Source organism: Mycobacterium sp. (assembly GCF_035506235.1).
GTDB lineage: Bacteria > Actinomycetota > Actinomycetes > Mycobacteriales > Mycobacteriaceae > Mycobacterium.
On the sequence record NZ_DATJPU010000152.1, the window covers coordinates 1 to 19,578 of the forward strand.

The following is a 19,578-nucleotide window of genomic DNA, read 5'->3' on the forward strand; positions in this document are numbered from 1 at the left end:
GGCAACAACGCCGGGCACACGGTCGTCCTGCCCAGTGGTGAGAATTTCGCGCTGCACCTGATCCCGTCCGGGGTGCTGACGCCGGGGGTCACCAACGTGATCGGCAACGGGGTGGTGGTGGATCCGGGGGTGCTGCTCGACGAGCTGAAGGGCCTCGAGGACCGCGGCGTCGACACCACGAAGCTGCTGATCTCCGCCGACGCGCACCTGCTGTTGCCCTACCACGTGGCCATCGACAAGGTCACCGAGCGCTACATGGGCAACAAGAAGATCGGCACCACCGGCCGCGGCATCGGGCCGTGCTACCAGGACAAGATCGCCCGCCAGGGCATCCGCGTCGCCGATGTGCTCGACCCCGAGCAGCTGACCCACAAGGTCGAGGCCGCGCTGGAACTCAAAAACCAGATCCTGGTCAAGATCTACAACCGCAAGGCGCTGGACCCGCACCAGGTGGTCGAGGCCCTGCTGGAACAGGCGCAGGGGTTCCGGCACCGCATCCGCGACACCCGCCGGCTGCTCAACGCGGCGCTGGAGGCCGGCGAGACGGTGTTACTCGAGGGCTCGCAGGGCACCCTGCTCGACGTCGACCACGGCACCTATCCCTACGTGACGTCGTCGAATCCGACGGCGGGCGGCGCGTGCGTGGGGTCCGGGATCGGCCCGACCCGGATCACCGCGGTGCTGGGCATCCTCAAGGCCTACACCACGCGGGTGGGGTCCGGCCCGTTCCCCACCGAGCTGTTCGACGAGAACGGCGAATACCTGTCCAAGACCGGCGGCGAATTCGGCGTCACTACCGGGCGGCGCCGGCGCTGCGGCTGGTTCGACGCCGTCGTGGCCCGCTACGCCACCCGGGTCAACGGCATCACCGACTTCTTCCTGACCAAGCTCGACGTGCTCTCCAGCCTGGAGACCGTGCCGGTCTGCGTGGGCTACCAGATCGACGGGGAGCGCATCCACGACATGCCGATGACCCAGAGCGACCTGCACCGCGCCGAGCCGATCTACGACGAGCTGCCCGGCTGGTGGGAGGACATCTCGGACGCGCGGGAGTTCGACGACCTGCCCGCCAAGGCGCGTGACTACGTGTTGCGGCTGGAAGAGCTTGCCGGAGCACATGTTTCGTGCATCGGCGTCGGCCCCGGGCGTGACCAGACGATCGTGCGCCGCGACGTCCTGGCGGCCCGCCCGTGACGGAAGCGGACCCCAGAGAACTCGACCCCGAATACCAGCACCACGGCGGCTTTCCCGACTACGGCCCGGCCAGCCCCGGCCCGGGATTCGGCCGGTTCGTCGCGGCGATGCGCCTGCTGCAGGACCTTGCCGTGTCCGCCGACCCGGGCCCAGACCTTCAGGACGTCTGGGACGATGCGGCCGACCGTGCCGCGGCCCTGGTGGAAGTGCTGCGCCCGTTCCAGGCCGAGGAGGGCCGGGCGCCGGCCGGCCGCACGCCCGGCCTGCCGGGCATGGGCAGCCTGCTGCTGCCGCCCTGGACGCTGACGCGCTACGCCCCCGACGGCGTCGAAATGACGGGATATTTCAGCCGGTTCCACGTCGGGGGCAATCACGCCGTGCACGGCGGCGTGCTGCCGCTGCTGTTTGATCACATGTTCGGCATGATCTCCCACGCCGCGGGACGCCCGATCAGCCGCACGGCCTTCCTGCATGTCGACTATCGCAAGGTCACGCCGATCGACGCGCCGCTGGCGGTGCGCGGGCGCGTCACCAGTGCCGAGGGGCGCAAGGCGTTCGTCGCCGCGGAGTTGGTCGACGGGGACGACACCGTGCTGGCCGAGGCCAACGGGCTGATGGTGCGGCTGCTTCCCGGCCAGCCATAGGCTGAATTGGCCGTCCCAGCGCGGGCTGCATCGTCGGCGGCTTAGGCCAGATTGCCCGCCTCCTCCGCAGCCCGCCCCAGCGCGGGCTGCATCGTCGGCGGCCGGGCCTCCCCGGAACCGACCTATCCTTGAGCGGTGACTGACGGCTTGACCGAAGGGCAGGACGACAGGACGACCGCGATCGTCCTGCCCCCGCAAATTTCCCCGCGAGCTCCCTCGCGCGATCCCGATCCCCACGCCGACGGCAGGCCGAAGGTGATGCTGCTCGGTTCCGGTGAGCTGAGCCGGGAGCTGGCGGTCGCGCTGCGGCACCTCGGTGCGCGGGTGATCGCAGTCGGCGAGCCTCCGCCCGCGCCCGCGCGCGGGGCGCCCGACCAGTCGCTGACGTTCCCCCTGACCGACGCCGACGAGCTGTCGCGGGCGATTCGACAACACAAACCCCAGTTCGTGGTGACGGCCGCCGACGCGGTCGCCGTGGGCGCCCTCGAGGCGGCGGGCGCGGGTCCCGAGCACGAGCGCACCGAAGTCGTCCCGAACGCCCGCACCGTGCGGCTCACCGCGGATCGTGAGGCCCTGCGCCGGCTGGCGGCCGACGAGTTGGGGCTGCCCACCGCGCCGTTCTGGTTCGTCGGATCGGCCGGTGAACTGCAGTCGGTGGCCGCACACGCCGGGTATCCGTTGTTGGTGAAGCCGGTGTCCGGCCGGGGCCACTCGGTGGTCTCCGGGCCCGAGGACATCGAGCCGGCCTGGCAGCGCGCGGTCGGCAGCTCGGCGGGGCGGGTGATGGCCGAGACGGTGGTCGACGTCGACTTCGACGTCACCCTGCTCGCGGTGCGCAGGGAGGGTCCGAACGGTCCCGCGCTCGAATTCTGCTCGCCGATCGGCCATCGCGACGCCGACGGAACCGTGCTGGAATCGTGGCAACCCCAGCAGATGAGCGCGGCCGCGGTGGACGCGGCCAAGTCGATCGCCGCGCGAATCATCAAGGCGCTCGGCGGGCGCGGCGTCTTCGGCGTCGAGCTGATGATCAAGGGCGACGAGGTCTACTTCGCCGACGTCACCGCGCACCCGCACCCCAGCGTGTGGGTCACGCTGCGCAGCCAGCGGCTTTCGGCGTTCGAACTGCAGGCCCGGGCCATTCTGGGCCTACCGGTGGACACCATGATGATGTCGCCGGCCGCCGCCCACCTGATCGATGCCGGCCATGACGGCGGGTCGCCGGCCGCCGACGCGCTCAACGGTGCGCTGCAAGTGCCCGAGAGCGATCTCCGCATCTTCGGGCCGCCACGGCGATCCGCCAAGCTCGGCGTGGCACTGGCCACCGCACCGGACGTGGCGGCCGCGCGCGACCGTGCGCGCGAGGTCGCGAGCCGGCTCAGTATGCGAAATCCGCGCGCCTGAGTCCTCGGCCTTTCACCATCCGATCGGCCCCTCGGGCTTGCCTCGCAGCATCTCCAGCTCGGCGGCAACCTGTGTGAGCAGCTGAACGATCTCTCTGCCCATGCCCAGGCTCAGCGGCTCGTCGGGGCAACGAGTCTCCATCTTTGCGAGCAGTGCTTTGACGTCGGCGGTCAGCTTTTCGGACATCGCTCCCTCGCAAGCTCACTCGGGATTTCTTCTCAAGTTACCGCAGTGTTTTCCGGTCGGGCCAATGCCGACGCACCACACGTCGCCATACCCCCACATGGGTGCGGGCACGACCTCGCTACGCTCGAGCCATGAGTGCAAACCACGCACGCTCCTACGCAGGAGACATCACGCCCCTCGAGGCGTGGAAGCTGCTCAGCGACAACCCCAGCGCCGTGTTGGTCGACGTGCGCACCGATGCCGAATGGCGCTTCGTCGGGGTCCCCGACCTGTCGAGCCTGGGCCGCGACGTGGTCTACATCGAGTGGGTCACGGGCAACGGGACGCCCAACGCGAACTTCGCGGACGAGCTCAAGGGTCAGGTCCCACCCGCCGCCGAAGAGCGGCCCGTGATCTTCCTGTGTCGCTCGGGTAACCGCTCCATCGGCGCGGCCGAGGTGGCGACGCAGCTGGGCATCACGCCGGCCTACAACGTGCTGGACGGATTCGAGGGCCATCTCGACGCCAGCGGTCATCGCGGTGAAACCGGTTGGCGCGCGGTGGGATTGCCCTGGAAACAGGGATGAACCGCCAATGACGGATTCCGTCCGCACGCCCAAGGCGTTGCCCGACGGCGTCAGCCAGGCGACCATCGGCGTGCGCGGCGGGCTGCTCCGGTCCGGTTTCGACGAGACCGCCGAGGCGATGTTCTTGACGTCCGGCTATGTCTACGAGTCGGCGGCCGTCGCGGAAAAGTCGTTCACCGGCGAGCTGGACCGTTTCGTGTACTCCCGCTACGGCAACCCGACCGTGACGATGTTCGAGGAGCGGCTGCGCCTGATCGAAGGGGCGCCCGCGGCGTTCGCCACCGCGAGCGGCATGGCCGCGGTGTTCACCTCGCTGGGCGCGCTGCTGGCCGCCGGTGACCGGCTGGTCGCGGCGCGCAGCCTGTTCGGGTCGTGCTTCGTGGTGTGCAACGAGATCCTGCCGCGGTGGGGTGTGGAGACGGTCTTCGTCGACGGCGACGACCTCGCGCAGTGGGAAGAGGCGCTCTCGGTGCCCACGGCGGCGGTGTTCTTCGAGACCCCGTCGAATCCGATGCAGTCGTTGGTCGACATCGCCGCGGTGACCGAGCTGGCTCACGCCGCTGGGGCGAAAGTTGTGCTGGACAACGTGTTTGCCACGCCGCTGCTGCAGCAGGGCTTTCCGCTCGGGGTTGACGTGGTGGTGTACTCGGCCACCAAGCACATCGACGGCCAGGGGCGCGTGCTGGGCGGCGCCATCCTCGGCGACAAGGAGTACATCGACGGGCCGGTGCAGAAGCTGATGCGCCACACCGGACCGGCGATGAGCGCATTCAACGCCTGGGTGTTACTGAAAGGCCTTGAGACGCTGGCCGTTCGGGTCGAGCACGGCAATTCCTCGGCGTACCGGATCGCCGAATTCCTACAGGACCACCCGGCGGTGAGCTGGGTCCGCTACCCCTTCCTGCCGTCGCACCCGCAGTACGACCTGGCCAAGCGCCAGATGGCCGGCGGCGGGACGGTGATCACCTTCGCGCTCGACTGCGCCGAAACCGAGGCCAAACAACGGGCTTTCGAGGTGCTCGACAAGTTACGGCTGATCGACATCTCCAACAACCTCGGCGACGCCAAATCGCTTGTCACCCATCCGGCGACCACGACCCATCGGGCGATGGGACCCGAAGGTCGCGCGGCCATCGGGCTGGGCGACAACGTGGTTCGCATCTCCGTCGGCCTGGAGGGCACCGACGACCTGATCGCCGATATCGACCAGGCCCTCAGTTAGCCGGCTTGCTTTTCGGCCGCTTCGATGCGTTCGGCCGCCGCCAGCGTCCCCTCTTGCGCCTGCCGCTCCACCCAGTCCACCACCGGCCGGGCGTACATCATCTGGCTGGTGATGGCCATCTGGCCGCGGGTGCGGCCCAGGAAGGAGATGCCCCAGGAGAACATGGCGGCAATGCGGTTGCGGAAGCCGACCAAGTACAACAGGTGCAACAGCAGCCATGCCAGCCAGGCGATGAAGCCGCCGAACTCCAGCTTGCCGACCTTGGCGACGGCGCTGTACCGCGAGATCAACGCCATGCTGCCCTTGTCGAAGTACGTGAACGGCTTGCGGTTGGCCGGATCGTCGCGGCCCTTCACGGCCTGCTTGATCAGCGCGGTCGCGTAGTGAGCCCCCTGAATCGCGCCCTGGGCCATGCCCGGTACGCCGGGCACCGACATCAGGTCGCCGACGACGAACACGTACGGGTGGCCCTTGACGGTGAGGTCCGGCTCGACGATCACCCGTCCGGCGCGGTCGGTTTCGGTGCCGTCGGACTGCTCGGCGATCATCTTGCCCAGCGGGCTGGCCTGCACGCCGGCCGCCCACACCTTGCAGGCGCATTCGATGCGGCGCTCGCTGCCGTCCTTTTCCTTGACCGTGATGCCCATGTAGTCGACCGCGGTCACCATGGCGTTGAGCTGGACCTCGACGCCCATCTTCTCCAACCGCCGTTGCGCCTTGAGGCCGAGCTTTTCGCCCATCGGCGGCAGCACCGCCGGCGCCGCGTCGAGCAGGATGACCCGGCATTCGCTGGGCGTTATGGTCCGAAACGCCCCGGCCAGGGTGCGGTCGGCCAGCTGGACGATCTCGCCGGCCAGCTCGACGCCCGTCGGCCCCGCGCCCACCACCACGAAGGTGAGGCGGCGTTTCCGTTCGGCCGGGTCGGTGGCGACCTCGGCGGCCTCGAAAGCGCCGAGGATGCGAGCCCGCAGCTCCAGGGCGTCGTCGATGCTCTTCATGCCGGGCGCGAAGGCGGCGTACTCGTCGTGGCCGAAATAGGACTGCTGGGCGCCGGCGGCCACGATGAGGCTGTCGTAGGGCGCCACGGTCTCCATGCCCATCAGGTGCGACGTGACCGTCTTCGCCTTCAGGTCGATCCCGCTGACGTCGCCCCACAGCACCCGGACGTCTTTCTGCTTGCGCAGGACCAGCCTGGTGGTCGGGGCGATGTCGCCTTCGGACAGGATGCCCGTGGCCACCTGGTACAGCAGCGGCTGGAACAGGTGGCTGGTCGTCTTCGAGATCAGGGTGATGTCGACATCCGCCCGCTTGAGTGACCGGGCCGCATTCAGGCCCCCGAACCCGCTACCGATGATGACGACGCGATGGCGCGACATGGCTACCCCTTTTGTGTTCGTAGTCTCCGCAGCGCATGTTCAGCCTATGTTGTCACAGGCCCCACCTATAGTCGAACCCGCGTTCGACTGTGTCAGCGATGGCGGCGATTTGGCCTGAATCGGTTGGGGCGCAGTGAGATTCGAGCGGCGAGCGCGTGGGTGGCCTGGCAGGCGTGCTAGCCGGGCGGAGGGTTGTCGGTCGGGCACATGGACTTGTCCGGAAACCTCGCGCACGTCGGCGGGAGCGGCTGATCTGGGCCATAACCGTTGGCGCCGTTCGGCACGACGTGCAACCACCCGCGGTCCTGGCACAGGAAGACGTCACCACCGGAACCACCCCGGACGGTGCCGTTGACGCACGGATCGGCGTGCGCCACCGCCGGGACGCTGAGATACACCGAGACGATCGCGGAGGAGACCGCGACGACGATTGCCCTCATAACAGATCGATGGTAGTCCCAAGGCTGCCAAGACCAGTCAGCTAAGCGGTAGCGTCTGTGGTGGCGGCGATGTGAGGGGAGGCAACTATGAAGCGCTGCATCGTCGGAGGATCCGCTGCCCTGCTGATCGCGGCAGGGCTGATCGCCTCGGCGCCGCCGGCGGGCGCCGGCTGCCAGTACGGAGGACCCGTCCTCAGCAAGTGCGATGGACCCGTGCAGCCCGACGGCACCTGGCAGCGTTGCGTGGCATTTACCCGCTTGATTCCGAACGGCGCCAGCTCCTACCTCGTGCCCGACAGGCGCTGCGATGTGATGGGTCCTGACCAGCACCCCTCGGATCCCTCCCTCGCCGACCCGCCGGCGCACATCGACTGAGCCGGGACGTCCTCCGCCAGCAAACCCGGTGGCCGCGTGCACCTTCCGGCGCCGGCCGTCCCGACGGGCGCTCTGCGACCGATCCACCGCACTTCTAGCTGGCGACACGCGGAGTAAAGTGTTGCCTCTCGATGGAGGAGGCTCCCGTGACGGACCAACCGCCCAGCTACCCGCCCCCGCCGCCGGGCGGTTATGGTTACCCGCCGCCCGGGGGCGGTTATGGCTACCCGCCCCCGCCGCCGGGCGGTTATGGCTACCCGCCGCCACCCGGGTATCCCCCGCCACAGATGCCCGGTACCAACGGTTTCGCCGTCGCTTCTTTGGTGTGCTCCCTGTTCGGGTGGATCTGCATGTTCATCGGGGCATTTCTCGGGATCATCTTCGGCTTCGTCGCGCTGTCCCAGATCAAGCGAACCGGTCAAAAGGGCCGCGGTATGGCGATCGCCGGGATAGTCATCGGCACGATCGTGCTCGTCGCCGCCATCGCGTTATGGACCCTCGCGGCCCTCTTACCGCACACCCCGAGCACGGATTCGGGTGCGCCGGCCGTGGTGAAAATCGCTCAGCTGCAAGCGGTTTAGAACGGCCACGCAGCGGCGTTGGTCTTGTACTTCGCGTTGAGTGCGGTGCAGAAGTCGTCGGCCGTGCCGGCGAGGAAGATGTAGTAGGCCTCGGCACCGCTGCGGCGGCTGTCGAAGGAGTTGGGCGTGGTCCAGCCGCTGTTGCACATCGCGGTATCGCTGCCGAGGGTGGGCCGCCGCCAATTGGTCTTGGCGCACGCGGTCAGGGCGTCGACGTTCTGGGTCGCGCTCTTCGCGGCGACCAGCATCGCGCCTCCCCATTGCCCGTCGTTGCGGCGGTAGGCGCGCGCCCCGAACCCGGCGTTGTTGGTCTGGCACGCCATCGCCCGCTTGAGCAGCCCGAAGGGCGCCGCGAGCTGGGGGTTGCTCACCGCCGCCGCGCCGGTGATGAACTGTGCCGCGTCCGCGCCGTCGACCTCCTGGACGTTCGGGTTGCCGAGGCCGATCAGTTGCTGCGAGATCCCGGCGTTGTTGCCGCCGCCGATGATCGGTCCGCCGCCGCCCGTCGTCATCGCCGGCAGCGTGACCGGGTCGGCGGCTGCCGCGGGGGCGCACATCAGGCCGCACGCGGCGACAAGCACACCGATCCGATGGGCAACAGATTTCATGAGCCACCTCCCAGCATGTGTGCATACCCCGCGTGGCGGTGATCGGCAACTAACGAATCGAGCACGTGCCGGGTCCGGAACGCCAGTGCCTGGGCGCCGCAGTCAAAGGCTTCCGGGGCCATCAGATGCCCAGATCTTTGGCGATGATCGTCTTCATGATCTCGTTGGTCCCGCCGTAGATCGTCTGAATCCGGGCGTCGACGAACGCGCGCGAAACGCTGTACTCGCGCATGTAGCCGTAACCACCGTGCAGTTGCAGGCAGCGGTCGGCGGTGCGCACCTGCAGGTCGGTGGTCCACCATTTCAGCTTCGCGGCCCGCGCCGCGGTCAGCTGACCGGATAGGTGCTCGGCGAGGCAGTCGTCGAGATAGCTGCGCGCGATGTCGAGTTCCGTCGCCAGCTCGGCGAGCACGAATTGACTGTGCTGGAAGCTGGCGATCGGAGCGCCGAATGCCTTGCGCTGCCGCACATAGTCCAGCGTGCCGGCGAAGACGCCCTCCGCGGCGGCCACCGCGCCCACCCCCAGCGCGAGCCGCTCCTGCGGCAGGTTGCGCACCAGCTGGTAGAACCCCTCGCCCTCCTGCCCGAGCAGGTTTGCGGCCGGCACCCGCATGTCGATGAAGGTGAGTTCGCTGGTGTCCTGGGCGTGCAGTCCGATCTTTTCCAGGTTGCGGCCCCGGTGAAAGCCCGGCGTGTCCGCGTCCGCCACCAGGAGCGACAGGCCCTTGTGCTGATCGGGTGACGTGCGCACCGCGATGACGAACAGGTCGCCGCACTGGCCGTTGGAGATGAACGTCTTGGCGCCGTTGACGACGTAGTGGTCGCCGTCCCGCACCGCCGTGGTGCGAATCCCCGCGAGGTCGCTGCCGGTGCCGGGCTCGGTCATCGCGATGCCCAGCACCGTCTCGCCGGTCACCACCCCGGGCAACCAGCGTTGTTGCTGCTCGGGCGTCGTCAGATCGGTGAGATAGGGCAGCACCACGTCGTTTTGCAGCGTGAAGGCGATGGCCTCGGCCGCCGCGCCGGCCCGCTGTAGCTCGTCGATCACGATCGCGTTGTAGCGAAAGTCATTGATCCCCGGTCCGCCGAGGCTCTCCGGAACCGAAAAGCCAAGCAGCCCAAGCTTTCCCGCTTCGGTCAACAGCGAGCGCTCCCACTGGCCGCTTCTTTCCCACCCCTCATGAGACGGCACCACTGTCCGCTGCACGAAATCGCGCACCAATCGCCGGAATTGGTGATGCTCGGGGTTATAGGACAGACCGCTCATCAGCGGAAGGCGTCGCTACCGGTGAATGCCTGGCCGAGGACGAGCTGGTGCATCTCCGGCGTGCCCTCGTAGGTCAGCACTGATTCCAGGTTGACCATGTGCCGGATCACCGGGTACTCCAGCGATATCCCGTTGCCGCCCAGTATGGTCCTGGCGGTCCGGCAGATCTTGATCGCCTCGCGGGTGTTGTTCAGCTTGCCGAAGCTGACCTGCTCGGGCCGCAGCCCGGCGCCGTCCTTGAGGCGGCCGAGGTGCAGCGACAGCAGCTGCCCCTTGTGCAGCTCGACGGCCATGTCGACGAGTTTGGCCTGCGTCAGCTGGAATCCGGCGATCGGGCGGCCGAACTGGGTGCGCTGCGTGGCGTAGTCGAGCGCCGCCTGCCACGCCGACCGCGCCGCGCCCATCGAGCCCCAGATGATTCCGTAGCGCGCCTCCGACAGGCACGACAGCGGGCCGCGCAGACCCCTTGCCTCGGGCAGCATCGCGTCGGCGGGCACCCGCACGTCGTCGAGCACCAGCTCGCTGGTGATCGACGCCCGCAGCGACAGCTTGTGGTGAATGGTGTTGGCGGCGAAGCCCGGGGCCTCGGTGGGAACGAGGAAGCCGCGGATCCCGTCGTCGGTCGCGGCCCACACGATCGCCACGTCGGCGACCGACCCGTTGGTGATCCACAGCTTGCGCCCGTTGATCACCCAGTCCGAACCGTCCCGTCGCGCCCGGGTTTTCATCGCGGCCGGATCGCTTCCGGCGTCGGGTTCGGTCAGCCCGAAGCAGCCGAGCAGTTCGCCGGCGGCCATGCCGGGCAGCCACTGCTCCTTCTGCTCCTCGGATCCGAACTTCCAGATCGCGAACATCGCCAGCGATCCCTGCACGGACACCATCGACCGGATGCCGGAGTCGGCGGCCTCCAGCTCGGTGCAGGCCAGGCCGTAGTGCACGGCGGACGCCCCGCCACAGCCGTAGCCGTGCAGATGCATGCCGAGCAGGCCGAGCTCGCCGAACTGCTTGGCGAGCTGGCGCACCGGGAGGTCGCCGATCTCGAACCACTCGGCGACGTACGGGGTGACGTGCTCGGCGCAGAACTTGCGCACGGTGTCGCGCACCGCGAGCTCGTCGCCGGACAGGGAGGCGTCCAGGCCCAGGGGGTCGTCGCGGTCAAAGGCGGGGGGTGCATCGGTGCTCATAGGAGTCAGCCTGCCACTTACTCGCCGCTAACCTGCCATCGTCAGGCCGCCGCTGACGCTGATCACTTGTCCGGTGATGAACGACGCGGCGTCGGACGCGAAGAACAGCACCGGCGCGGCGACCTCCTCCGGGCGGGCCAGCCGGCGAAACGGGATCGCTTTGACCAGCGCTTCTTTCAGCTTCTCCGGTTGCGCGTGGAACAGCGGCGTGTCCGTCGGCCCGGGGCACACGCAGTTCACCGTGATCTGGTGGCGGGCCATCTCGCGGGCCAGCGACTTGGTGAGCGCGATGACCCCGCCCTTGGCGCCGGCGTAGATGGTCTCGCCCGCGCTGCCCACCCGTCCGGCGTCGCTGGCCACGTTCACGACGCGTCCGCCCGCCTGCGCGTCGATCATTCCCGGCAGGAACGCGCTGCAGACGTGCACCGGCCCCAGGTAGTTGATCGCCACCACCTTGGCCGCGAATTCCGGTGTGGCATTGAGGAATTGGTCCGTGCGGTCCCAGCCGGCGGCGTTGACCACGATGGTGGGCACGCCCAGCTCGGCGCGGATCCTTTTCCGCTGGGCGTCGACCCGGGCGGGGTCGGCCACATCGACCGGCAGCGCGGTGATCAGCCCGGGTCGCTTCGCGGCGGTGGCCGCCGCGGCCGCCTCGTCGAGATCGGCGGCGACGACGCGGTCGCCCCGCGCGGCAAACGCCAGGGCCACCGCCCTGCCGATGCCCGACCCGGCGCCGGTCACGACCGCGAGCCTGCCGGGTGAATCGGTAGTCATCGCCTGCCGAATCTAGGTTCACCGCCGCCGCGGGGTCAAGGATCCCCGGCTCGACCGGTACTCTCGCGGCATGCTGAGGCTCCAGCGGCTGGCCTGGCTCGCCATCGACGTCGTCGCGGTGCTGGTGTTCTGCGCCGTGGGACGCCGCAGCCACGACGAAGGGCTCAGCATTGGCGGCGTCGCGACGACGGCCTGGCCGTTCCTGGCCGGAACCGCCGTCGGGTGGCTGGTGTCGCGCGCCTGGCGGCAACCCACCGCGGTGGCGCCCACCGGGGTGATCGTGTGGCTGTGCACCGTGGTGGTCGGGATGCTGTTGCGCAAGGCCAGTTCGGCGGGCGTGGCCGCGAGCTTCGTGATGGTGGCCGCTTCGGTCACCGCGGTCCTGTTGCTCGGTTGGCGAGCGGTCGCCGGGCCGGCCCTGCGGCGCCGCATCGACGGCTGACCGGTGATGGCGCGGGCGGACGGTGACGGCTGGGACCCGGCCAGCGGTGCCGGGGCGACCGCGGCGTTCGGCGCGCTGGCCAGAGCGGTGGCCACCAACAAGGGGCTGATGAACGACACGTTCGCCGACCCGCTCGTGCGGGCCGCGGGGGTCGAGTACTTCATCCGGGTCGTCGATGACGGCCTGTTCTCGGACGACGGCGGCAACGATCCGATGATGACCGGCCTCATCGACATCCTCGCCGCCCACACCCGGTTCGTGGACGAGTTCCTCGCCGACGCGGGCAGGGCGGGCATTCGCCAAGTCGTGATCCTGGGCTCCGGGCTGGACACCCGCCCGTATCGGCTGTGGTGGCCGCAGGGAACAACCGTGTACGAGATCGACCACCCGCAGGTGCTCGACTTCAAGTCGGAAACGCTGCGCGCGCTGGGCGCCACGCTGGCGGCGAACCGTTGCGCGGTGGGCATCGATCTCCGTGAGGATTGGGTGCCGGGGTTGCGCCGGGTCGGCTTCGACGCCGCTCAACCGACCATCTGGATCGCCGAGCAACTGCTCGTCGGCTACCTTCCGCCCGGTGCGCAGAACCGGTTGCTGCAGAACGTCACGGCGGTGAGCGCCGCGGGCAGCCGGTTCGCCGCCGACCACATGCCCACCTGGACCCCGATGCACGTTGAGGCGGGCCGGGCGTTCGTCGACCGCTGGCGTCGGCGCGGCCTGGACGTCGACCTGGCCAGCCTGACCTACCCGGGTGAATACCGCTACGTTCCCGAGTATTTGACGTCCAGGGGCTGGAAAACGGTCGAACGCAACGTCATCGATCTGTTCACCGGCATGGGGCGGGCCGAGCTGTGGCGGGGTGGCCCCGACGACCTCGCCGTCATTCCGGGATTTGTCACCGCGACGCGAACGTAGCCGAGCCAACCTCGCCGTTGCGACTCGTTAATCCAACTTAATGGTTCACTCACTGAAATTTCTCGTTGCTCCCCCATCCGCGCGCGCCGCCGCTCCGAATGACCTGTGTTCCAGCAAAAGACGGCCACCCAGGGCCGCCTGTGACGAAGGAGTCGAAACGCAATGATGAGCATTCGTGCGAAAGCGCTTGCCGCCGCGGGCCTCGCGACCATCGCCGTCGCCGCGGTACCGACGGGTACGGCCACCGCCGATACCCCCGGTGACCTCATCGGGACGGGCTGCGCAGACTACGCCAAGCAGAATCCGAGCGGTCCGGGATCCGTGACGGGAATGTCGCGCGACCCGGTGGCAACAGCGACGTCGAACAACCCGATGCTGTCCACGCTCAACGCGGCGCTGTCGGGCAAGCTCAACCCCAACGTGAACCTGGTCGCGACCCTCAACAACGGCCAATACACGGTGTTCGCGCCCACCAACGCCGCTTTCGACAAGCTGCCGGCGGGCACCATCGACAAGCTGAAGACGGACTCGCAGCTGCTGACCAGCATCCTGACGTATCACGTGGTGCAGGGTCAGTTGAGCCCGGCGACGGTCGACGGCATACACCCGACGGTGCAGGGCGCGCCCGTGACCGTGGCCGGCCAGGGCAATGACCTGAGGGTGAACAACGCGGGCCTGGTCTGCGGCGGCGTGCACACGTCCAACGCGACGGTCTACATGATCGACACGGTGTTGATGCCCCCGGGCCAGTAAGGCGGATCCGTCCCCGGGGTGGAATGGGTGGGCGTCGGAAACGTTAGATGGTTACGTGACGCCCACCACCCAGCTCCGGTTCGTCGCGGCCGATTACGACGACCCGCTGGCGCAGCCGCTCCTGGCCGAGCTGGCCGTCGAGTATGCCCAGCGATATGGCGGCACGCCGGACACCCACCTGGCCTGGCTGCCCGTGCCGGCCGACGAGTTGGCGGCCCCGGACGGCGGCTTGCTGATCGGGTTGGTGGACGGCGTGCCGGTCACCGGCGGGGCGTTCCGGCGTTTCGATGGCCACACCGCCGAGCTGAAGCGGATCTGGACCGACAGCGCCCATCGGCGACGCGGTTATGCGAGGGCGCTGCTGGCCGCGCTGGAGGCGCAGATCGCCGACCGCGGGTACCGGCGGCTGTACCTGATCACCGGCAACCGCCAGCCCGAGGCGGAGGCGCTCTACGATGCGACCGGCTACACCCGCATCGCCGCCGAGCCGCTGCCGGACTGGGGGCCGTTTCGCCCCATCGCCTTCGAGAAGTGGTTGGCGTGACCGGTCAGTTCCATCTCGGCGTCGCGCTCGACGGATACGGTTGGCACCCGCAGGCGTGGCGGACCACGCTGGCCCTGGATCCCGCCACGCCCTCGATGCTCGGCGGCCGCTACTGGGCCGGGCTGGCGGCCACCGCCGAGCGCGGGCTGCTGGACTTCCTCACCATCGACGACAGCCTGATGCCGCAGATCGGGCGAAGCTCGCGGATCCATCCGGATCGGCTGACCGGTCGGGCCGACGCCGCCCTGGTCGCGGCCCGCATCGCCCCCGCCACGACGCACATCGGGCTGATCCCGGTGGCCACGGTCACCCACACCGAGCCCTTTCACGTCTCCAAATCCATTGCCACGCTTGACTTTGTGTCACACGGGCGGGCGGGCTGGCAGCCGCGGGTGAGCGCCACCGCGCACGAGGCGGCCCTGTTCGGCCGCCGCGACGTCTCCGGGATCCCCCTCTTCGACGAGGCCGTCGAGTACGTCGACGTGGTGCGCCGGCTGTGGGACAGCTGGGAGGACGACGCGATCATCCGCGACGTGGCCACCGGGCGCTACGTCGACGTCGACAAGCTGCACTACGTCGACTTCACCGGAAAGTACTTCTCCGTCAAGGGCCCCTCGATCACCCCGCGCCCGCCGCAGGGCCAGCCGGTGGTGGCCGCGCTGGCGCACGTCGGGCCCGCGTACGAGTTCGCCGCGGCCGGCGCCGACGTCGTGTTCATCACGCCCACCGAAGACGCGTCGGTGCAGAACATCCTCGGCGAGGTGCGCGCGGCGGGTGGCGCCCACCTGAAAGTTGTTGCCGACGTGGTGGTTTCGTTCGACGGCGACGGTGATTTCCGGTCGGATGCCCTGGTCTTCTCCGGCGGCGCAACCGAATTGGTGGACATGCTGCTGGGCTGGCAGCGGCTCGGCGTCGACGGGGCGCGGCTGCGGCCGGCGGTCAACGCCACCGACCTGCCGGCGATCGTCGACCAGGTGGTGCCGCTGCTACAGCGGGCCGGGCGGTTCCGCGACCGCTACCGGGATGGTGAGACCCTGCGCGCCCGGCTGGGCCTGCCGGCGGCGCCCAACCGATACGCGGCGGTGAACCGATGACCCCGGTTCCGCTGTCGGTCCTGGACCTGGCCCCGATCAGTTCCGGCGGCGACGCCGCGACGGCGTTGCGCAACACCGTCGAGCTCGCCCAGCACGCCGAGCGGTGGGGCTATCGGAGGTTCTGGATCGCCGAGCACCACTTCGTCGCCGTCGCCAGCGCGGCGCCGGCGGTGCTGATCGGGCGGATCGCGGCCGCCACCAAGACCATTCGCGTGGGCTCGGCGGCCGTGCAGCTGAGTCACACCACGGCCGCCGCTGTGGTGGAGAGCTTCGGCATGCTCGACGCGTTCTATCCGGGCCGTATCGATCTGGGCCTGGGCCGCTCCGCGCAGCGGCGGATCGCCAAGCCGCGATCGCCGAAACCCCCCAGGCCTGAGCCCTCCCGCGAATGGCGCGAGGTCGACGGCGTGGTCATCCCGCCGCCATTCGATTTGCGCAAGCTGCTGGGCAGCGGCCGGGTGCAGGCCACCCAGGCGATCCTGCAGCAGCCCGAGGCCGTCGCGCCCGACTTCGCCGAGCAGCTCGGTGACATCATGGCGATGCTGGCCGGAACCTACGAGGTCGACGGGTTCGACGTGCACGCGGTGCCCGGCGAGGGCGCTGCCCTGACACCGTGGATCTTCGGTAGCAGCAAGGGGCGCAGCGCCCAGGTCGCCGGCGCGCGGGGGCTGCCGTTCGTGGCCAGCTATCACCTCACCCCGGCTACCGCGCTCGAGGCCATCGACGCCTACCGGGAGGCCTTCGTCCCGTCGGCCGCGCTGCGGCGGCCCTATGTCGTGGTGTCGGCCGACATCGTGGTCGCCGACGACACCGCCACCGCCAAGCACCTGGCGTCCAGCTATGGCCACTGGGTGTATTCGATCCGGGCCGGCGGCGGCGCCGTCCCCTATCCCCACGCCGACGACTGCGCCCCGCTGACCGAGGAGCAGCTGGCGGTCGTGATCGACCGGGTGGCAACGCAATTCGTCGGCGACCCCGATGAGGTCGCCGAGCGGCTGGAGACGCTGCAGCGCGCGACCGGCGCCGACGAGCTCGTCGTCACCTCGGTCACCCACGGGCATTCCGATCGGTTGCGCTCGCACGAGCTGATCGCCAAGCGGTGGGGGCTGGAGGGTTGAGCGTTCGAGAGGGGCAGCGCCGCAAGCCGATTCACCTGGCCGCGCACTTCCCGGGTGTCAACAGCACCACGGTGTGGACCGACCCCACCGCCGGCAGCCAGATCGAGTTCGACTCGTTCGTTCACCTGGCCCGCGTGGCCGAACGCGGGCTGTTCGACTTCTTCTTCCTCGCCGAGGGGCTGCGACTGCGGGAGCACCGCGGCCGCATCTACGACCTCGACGTGGTGGGCCGTCCGGACACCTTCACCGTGCTGGCCGCGCTGGCGGGCGTCACGGACCGGATCGGGCTGGCCGGCACCATCAACACCACGTTCAACGAACCCTTCGAGGTGGCAAGGCAATTCGCGACGCTCGACCACCTGTCTGGCGGCCGCGCCGGCTGGAACATGGTGACCTCGTCGGACGCCTTCACCGGCGCCAACTTCCGCCGCGGCGGGTTCCTCGACCACGCCGATCGGTATTCGCGCGCCGAGGAGTTCCTCGCGGTGGCGCGCCAATTCTGGGACAGCTGGGCAGCCGATGCCGTGCTGGCCGACGTCGACGCCCGCGTCTACGTCGATCCCGACCGCATCCGCAGCGTCGCGCACCGCGGTCCGCAGTTCGACGTGCGCGGGTTCGCGACGCTGCCCGCCGGCCCGCAGGGCCACCCGATATTGCTGCAGGCCGGCGACTCCGCCGACGGCCGCGCGTTCGGCGCCCGCAACGCCGACGCCCTGTTCACCCTGCACTCGTCGCTGGAGGACGGCCGGCGCTACTACGCCGACGTCAAGGGGCGCGCCGCTTCGTACGGGAGAGATCCCAACCAGCTCAAGGTCTTTCCGGCCGCGACGTTCGTCATCGGTGACACCGGGGCCGAGGCGCAGGACCGGGCGCGGCACATCCGCCATCAACAGGTCAGCGGCGCGACGGCGATCGCGATGCTCGAGCAGGTGTGGGGCCGCGACCTGTCGGGCTACGACCCCGACGGCCCGCTACCCGATGTCGAGCCGGTGCCCGACAGCGACATCACCCAGGGGCGGGTCCGGCACGGCGACCCGGTCGCGGTCGCGCGCAGCTTCCGCGACCGGGCATCGGCCGACAACCTGTCCATCCGCGAGCTGGTCATCGCCGTCACCAGTCGCCAGCAGTTCGTCGGCACCCCGGCCCACATCGCCGACGAGATCGACACGTATGTCCAGGCTGACGCCTGCGACGGGTTCATCCTGGTGCCGCGCCTGACACCGCACGGGCTGGACGAGTTCGTCGACCGGGTGGTGCCGCTGCTGCAGGAGCGCGGCGCGTTCCGCACCGAGTACACCGGCGAGACGCTGCGGGATCATCTGGGGCTCGCGTCGCGATAGAGCCAGCGCTACTCGTGGTAGGTCTGCAGCGGACGCCCGCGTGCGGCAACCCGCCCGAGTGCATGCCGTAACTCGTTGTGCCTGTGGCACACCCCCGCCCTATCCCGATCGCGGTAGATGCGTTCGGCCGATCGCTCGAGACTTGTGTCGGCAGGCATGACCCTCCTTTCGCTTGCTGCGCAACAAGTACCGGGTGGGCATTCAGGCTGCGGAAAACCGTTCTGCTGGCCGAATTGCCCTTCGGGTCCGTGCGGACCGTCATCTGGGCGACGAAGAATCCCACAGCGCAGAACTTTTCGCCGACACGTTCGGTTCTACGCAGTTGTTTGCGGGCCGCCCCCTGTCGAGCCCGGCCTGCACTGCGAAAGCGGGGCGTAGGTCACGACCGATCAAGGCCCTTCGGCTCTAGGCGGCCCCAGCTGGAGCTGGGGATTCTTGCTGGGAAGCCAGATGGGAGGCCGACGCGTGCGTTTTATCGGTGACCTGCAAGAACGGGCACGCACGCCAATGCTGATCACCGCATTGCGCGACATACAGTGGCGACGGCGACGCTTCATCATCGCGGCCGTTGGCACCGGCATGGTATTCGCGATGACTCTCATCCTCACCGGGCTGACGCTCGGTTTTCGGGTCGAGGCTCGGCGTGTGGTCGACTCGATCGGGATTGACACCTACCTCATCAAGACGGGCGCAGTAGGTCCGTTCATGGGTTCATCGAGGTTCCCGGAGGCCGAAACGCAGGCGGTCGCCCTGCTCCCGGGCTTTGAATCGGCGATCCCGGTGGTCTACGGCAACACGATCCTGCAAGATCGGCGCTCACCGGAAAACCTGAACGTCTACGGTCTGCCCGAGCATGGGCTGGGGATGCCGCCCATCGCGGCGGGGCGGGCACCGTCGAACCCCGATGAGGTTGCCATGTCGAACACGCTGGGGCGTTCCATTGGCGACGACGTCGAGGTGGGCTCGCAGGTGCTGCGGATCGTGGGGCTGGTCGACAGGTCTACCACGCTCGCGGGCCAACCGAATGCGTTTCTGACAGTCGCGGGAGCTCAGCGGTTGATGTTTTCCGGGCAGCCGGTGATTTCTGCTATCGGCCTCCGCGGCAAGCCCACGCAAATACCGGACGGCTTCCGTCTCGTGGATCGCAACGCTGCGGTGGATGACATGGTGCGCCCGCTGCACGGGGCTCGCCTGGCCCTGTCGTACCTGGCAATTCTGCTGTGGGCAGTGGCGGCGCAGATCGTGGGATCGCTGATCTATCTCTCCGCGTTGGAGCGGACCCGCGACTTCGCGGTGTTCAAAGCCCTCGGTGTCGCCACTCACTCGGTGCTCGCCGGGCTCATCCTGCAGGCGGTGCTCGTCGCGTCGGTTGCGGCGATGCTCGGCGGGTTGCTGGCGGTGCTGCTCGGCCCGCTGTTTCCGATGCTCGTCGTGGTGACCACCGCCGCCTTCCTGTCGTTGGTGGCGACCGCGGTGATCATGGGGCTGTTGGCAAGCTTGGCGGGGTTGCGGCACGCGGTAGTGGTCGACCCGGTGCTGGCGTTCGGGGGTTCGTAG

Annotated in this window: 22 protein-coding genes; 15 read left to right on the top strand and 7 right to left on the bottom strand. The window is 69.0% G+C overall.

Translation table 11 applies throughout. The features are described from left to right. The 3 genes from VMD50_RS14080 to purT form a co-directional block, all read left to right on the top strand. The coding region (locus VMD50_RS14080; protein WP_325428356.1) for an adenylosuccinate synthase at positions 1-1,194 on the top strand (1,194 nt) is incomplete at its 5' end. Further along, a complete protein-coding gene (locus VMD50_RS14085) occupies positions 1,191-1,838 on the top strand; it encodes a PaaI family thioesterase (RefSeq protein ID WP_325428357.1) in 648 nt (215 codons plus the stop codon). The genes VMD50_RS14080 and VMD50_RS14085, both read left to right, overlap by 4 nt. Before the next feature lie 135 nt (positions 1,839-1,973). After that, positions 1,974-3,239 (top strand): formate-dependent phosphoribosylglycinamide formyltransferase, encoded by a 1,266-nt coding sequence (purT, locus tag VMD50_RS14090; RefSeq protein ID WP_414686068.1) that lies wholly within the window; start codon positions 1,974-1,976, stop codon positions 3,237-3,239. 12 nt (positions 3,240-3,251) lie between these two features. Here purT and VMD50_RS14095 read toward each other — a convergent pair whose 3' ends face one another. Further along, a complete protein-coding gene (locus tag VMD50_RS14095; RefSeq protein WP_325428358.1) occupies positions 3,252-3,425 on the bottom strand; it encodes a hypothetical protein in 174 nt (57 codons plus the stop codon). Positions 3,426-3,556: 131 nt separating this feature from the next. On the opposite strand from VMD50_RS14095, the gene VMD50_RS14100 reads away from it, so the two are divergent. Further along, a complete protein-coding gene (locus VMD50_RS14100; RefSeq protein WP_325428359.1) occupies positions 3,557-3,991 on the top strand; it encodes a rhodanese-like domain-containing protein in 435 nt (144 codons plus the stop codon). Positions 3,992-3,998: 7 nt separating this feature from the next. After that, positions 3,999-5,213 (top strand): O-succinylhomoserine sulfhydrylase, encoded by a 1,215-nt coding sequence (locus tag VMD50_RS14105; protein WP_325428360.1) that lies wholly within the window; start codon positions 3,999-4,001, stop codon positions 5,211-5,213. On the opposite strand, the gene VMD50_RS14110 is transcribed toward VMD50_RS14105, so the two are convergent. Both VMD50_RS14110 and VMD50_RS14115 read right to left on the bottom strand, forming a co-directional pair. Further along, complete coding sequence (locus tag VMD50_RS14110) at positions 5,210-6,589, bottom strand: NAD(P)/FAD-dependent oxidoreductase (protein ID WP_325428361.1); 1,380 nt, start codon at positions 6,587-6,589, stop codon at positions 5,210-5,212. The two genes, VMD50_RS14105 and VMD50_RS14110, sit on opposite strands and share 4 nt — an antisense overlap. Positions 6,590-6,765: 176 nt before the next feature. Further along, positions 6,766-7,029: a hypothetical protein gene (locus VMD50_RS14115; RefSeq protein ID WP_325428362.1), complete on the bottom strand. Its 264-nt coding sequence runs from the start codon at positions 7,027-7,029 to the stop codon at positions 6,766-6,768. 87 nt (positions 7,030-7,116) lie between these two features. On the opposite strand from VMD50_RS14115, the gene VMD50_RS14120 reads away from it, so the two are divergent. Both VMD50_RS14120 and VMD50_RS14125 read left to right on the top strand, forming a co-directional pair. Continuing rightward, the gene (locus VMD50_RS14120; protein ID WP_325428363.1) at positions 7,117-7,404 is read left to right on the top strand and encodes a CDGP domain-containing protein; all 288 of its coding nucleotides are present in this window, start codon (positions 7,117-7,119) and stop codon (positions 7,402-7,404) included. A 146-nt stretch (positions 7,405-7,550) separates the two neighbouring features. After that, the gene (locus VMD50_RS14125; protein ID WP_325428364.1) at positions 7,551-7,985 is read left to right on the top strand and encodes a DUF4190 domain-containing protein; all 435 of its coding nucleotides are present in this window, start codon (positions 7,551-7,553) and stop codon (positions 7,983-7,985) included. On the opposite strand, the gene VMD50_RS14130 is transcribed toward VMD50_RS14125, so the two are convergent. The 4 genes from VMD50_RS14130 to VMD50_RS14145 form a co-directional block, all read right to left on the bottom strand. Beyond that, entirely contained in the window at positions 7,982-8,593 is a 612-nt protein-coding gene (locus tag VMD50_RS14130; protein WP_325428365.1) for a hypothetical protein, read from the bottom strand. The genes VMD50_RS14125 and VMD50_RS14130 overlap by 4 nt on opposite strands. A gap of 121 nt (positions 8,594-8,714) precedes the next feature. Then, a complete protein-coding gene (locus tag VMD50_RS14135) occupies positions 8,715-9,860 on the bottom strand; it encodes an acyl-CoA dehydrogenase family protein (protein ID WP_325428366.1) in 1,146 nt (381 codons plus the stop codon). Further along, complete coding sequence (locus tag VMD50_RS14140) at positions 9,860-11,044, bottom strand: acyl-CoA dehydrogenase (RefSeq protein ID WP_325428367.1); 1,185 nt, start codon at positions 11,042-11,044, stop codon at positions 9,860-9,862. The genes VMD50_RS14135 and VMD50_RS14140 overlap by 1 nt, the downstream gene beginning before the upstream one ends. A gap of 27 nt (positions 11,045-11,071) precedes the next feature. Continuing rightward, positions 11,072-11,818 (bottom strand): SDR family NAD(P)-dependent oxidoreductase, encoded by a 747-nt coding sequence (locus tag VMD50_RS14145; RefSeq protein WP_325428368.1) that lies wholly within the window; start codon positions 11,816-11,818, stop codon positions 11,072-11,074. Between the two features lie 70 nt (positions 11,819-11,888). On the opposite strand from VMD50_RS14145, the gene VMD50_RS14150 reads away from it, so the two are divergent. The 8 genes from VMD50_RS14150 to VMD50_RS14185 all read left to right on the top strand — a co-directional run bounded on the left by VMD50_RS14150 (position 11,889) and on the right by VMD50_RS14185 (position 19,578). Further along, entirely contained in the window at positions 11,889-12,260 is a 372-nt protein-coding gene (locus VMD50_RS14150) for a DUF3054 domain-containing protein (protein ID WP_325428369.1), read from the top strand. A 6-nt stretch (positions 12,261-12,266) separates the two neighbouring features. Further along, complete coding sequence (locus tag VMD50_RS14155) at positions 12,267-13,172, top strand: class I SAM-dependent methyltransferase (protein WP_325428370.1); 906 nt, start codon at positions 12,267-12,269, stop codon at positions 13,170-13,172. Positions 13,173-13,334: 162 nt separating this feature from the next. Further along, on the top strand, positions 13,335-13,925 hold the full coding sequence (locus VMD50_RS14160; RefSeq protein WP_325428371.1) for a fasciclin domain-containing protein: 591 nt from the start codon (positions 13,335-13,337) through the stop codon (positions 13,923-13,925). A 55-nt stretch (positions 13,926-13,980) separates the two neighbouring features. After that, positions 13,981-14,469 carry a GNAT family N-acetyltransferase gene (locus tag VMD50_RS14165; protein ID WP_325428372.1) on the top strand — a complete coding sequence of 163 codons (489 nt, stop codon included), beginning with the start codon at positions 13,981-13,983 and terminating at the stop codon, positions 14,467-14,469. After that, positions 14,466-15,563: an LLM class flavin-dependent oxidoreductase gene (locus tag VMD50_RS14170; protein WP_325428373.1), complete on the top strand. Its 1,098-nt coding sequence runs from the start codon at positions 14,466-14,468 to the stop codon at positions 15,561-15,563. Before VMD50_RS14165 ends, VMD50_RS14170 begins: the two co-directional genes overlap by 4 nt. Then, complete coding sequence (locus VMD50_RS14175) at positions 15,560-16,681, top strand: LLM class flavin-dependent oxidoreductase (RefSeq protein WP_325428374.1); 1,122 nt, start codon at positions 15,560-15,562, stop codon at positions 16,679-16,681. Before VMD50_RS14170 ends, VMD50_RS14175 begins: the two co-directional genes overlap by 4 nt. Then, positions 16,678-18,021, top strand: a complete 1,344-nt coding sequence (locus VMD50_RS14180; protein ID WP_325428375.1) for an NtaA/DmoA family FMN-dependent monooxygenase — start codon at positions 16,678-16,680, stop codon at positions 18,019-18,021. Before VMD50_RS14175 ends, VMD50_RS14180 begins: the two co-directional genes overlap by 4 nt. Positions 18,022-18,528: 507 nt before the next feature. Next, positions 18,529-19,578: an ABC transporter permease gene (locus VMD50_RS14185; RefSeq protein WP_325428391.1), complete on the top strand. Its 1,050-nt coding sequence runs from the start codon at positions 18,529-18,531 to the stop codon at positions 19,576-19,578.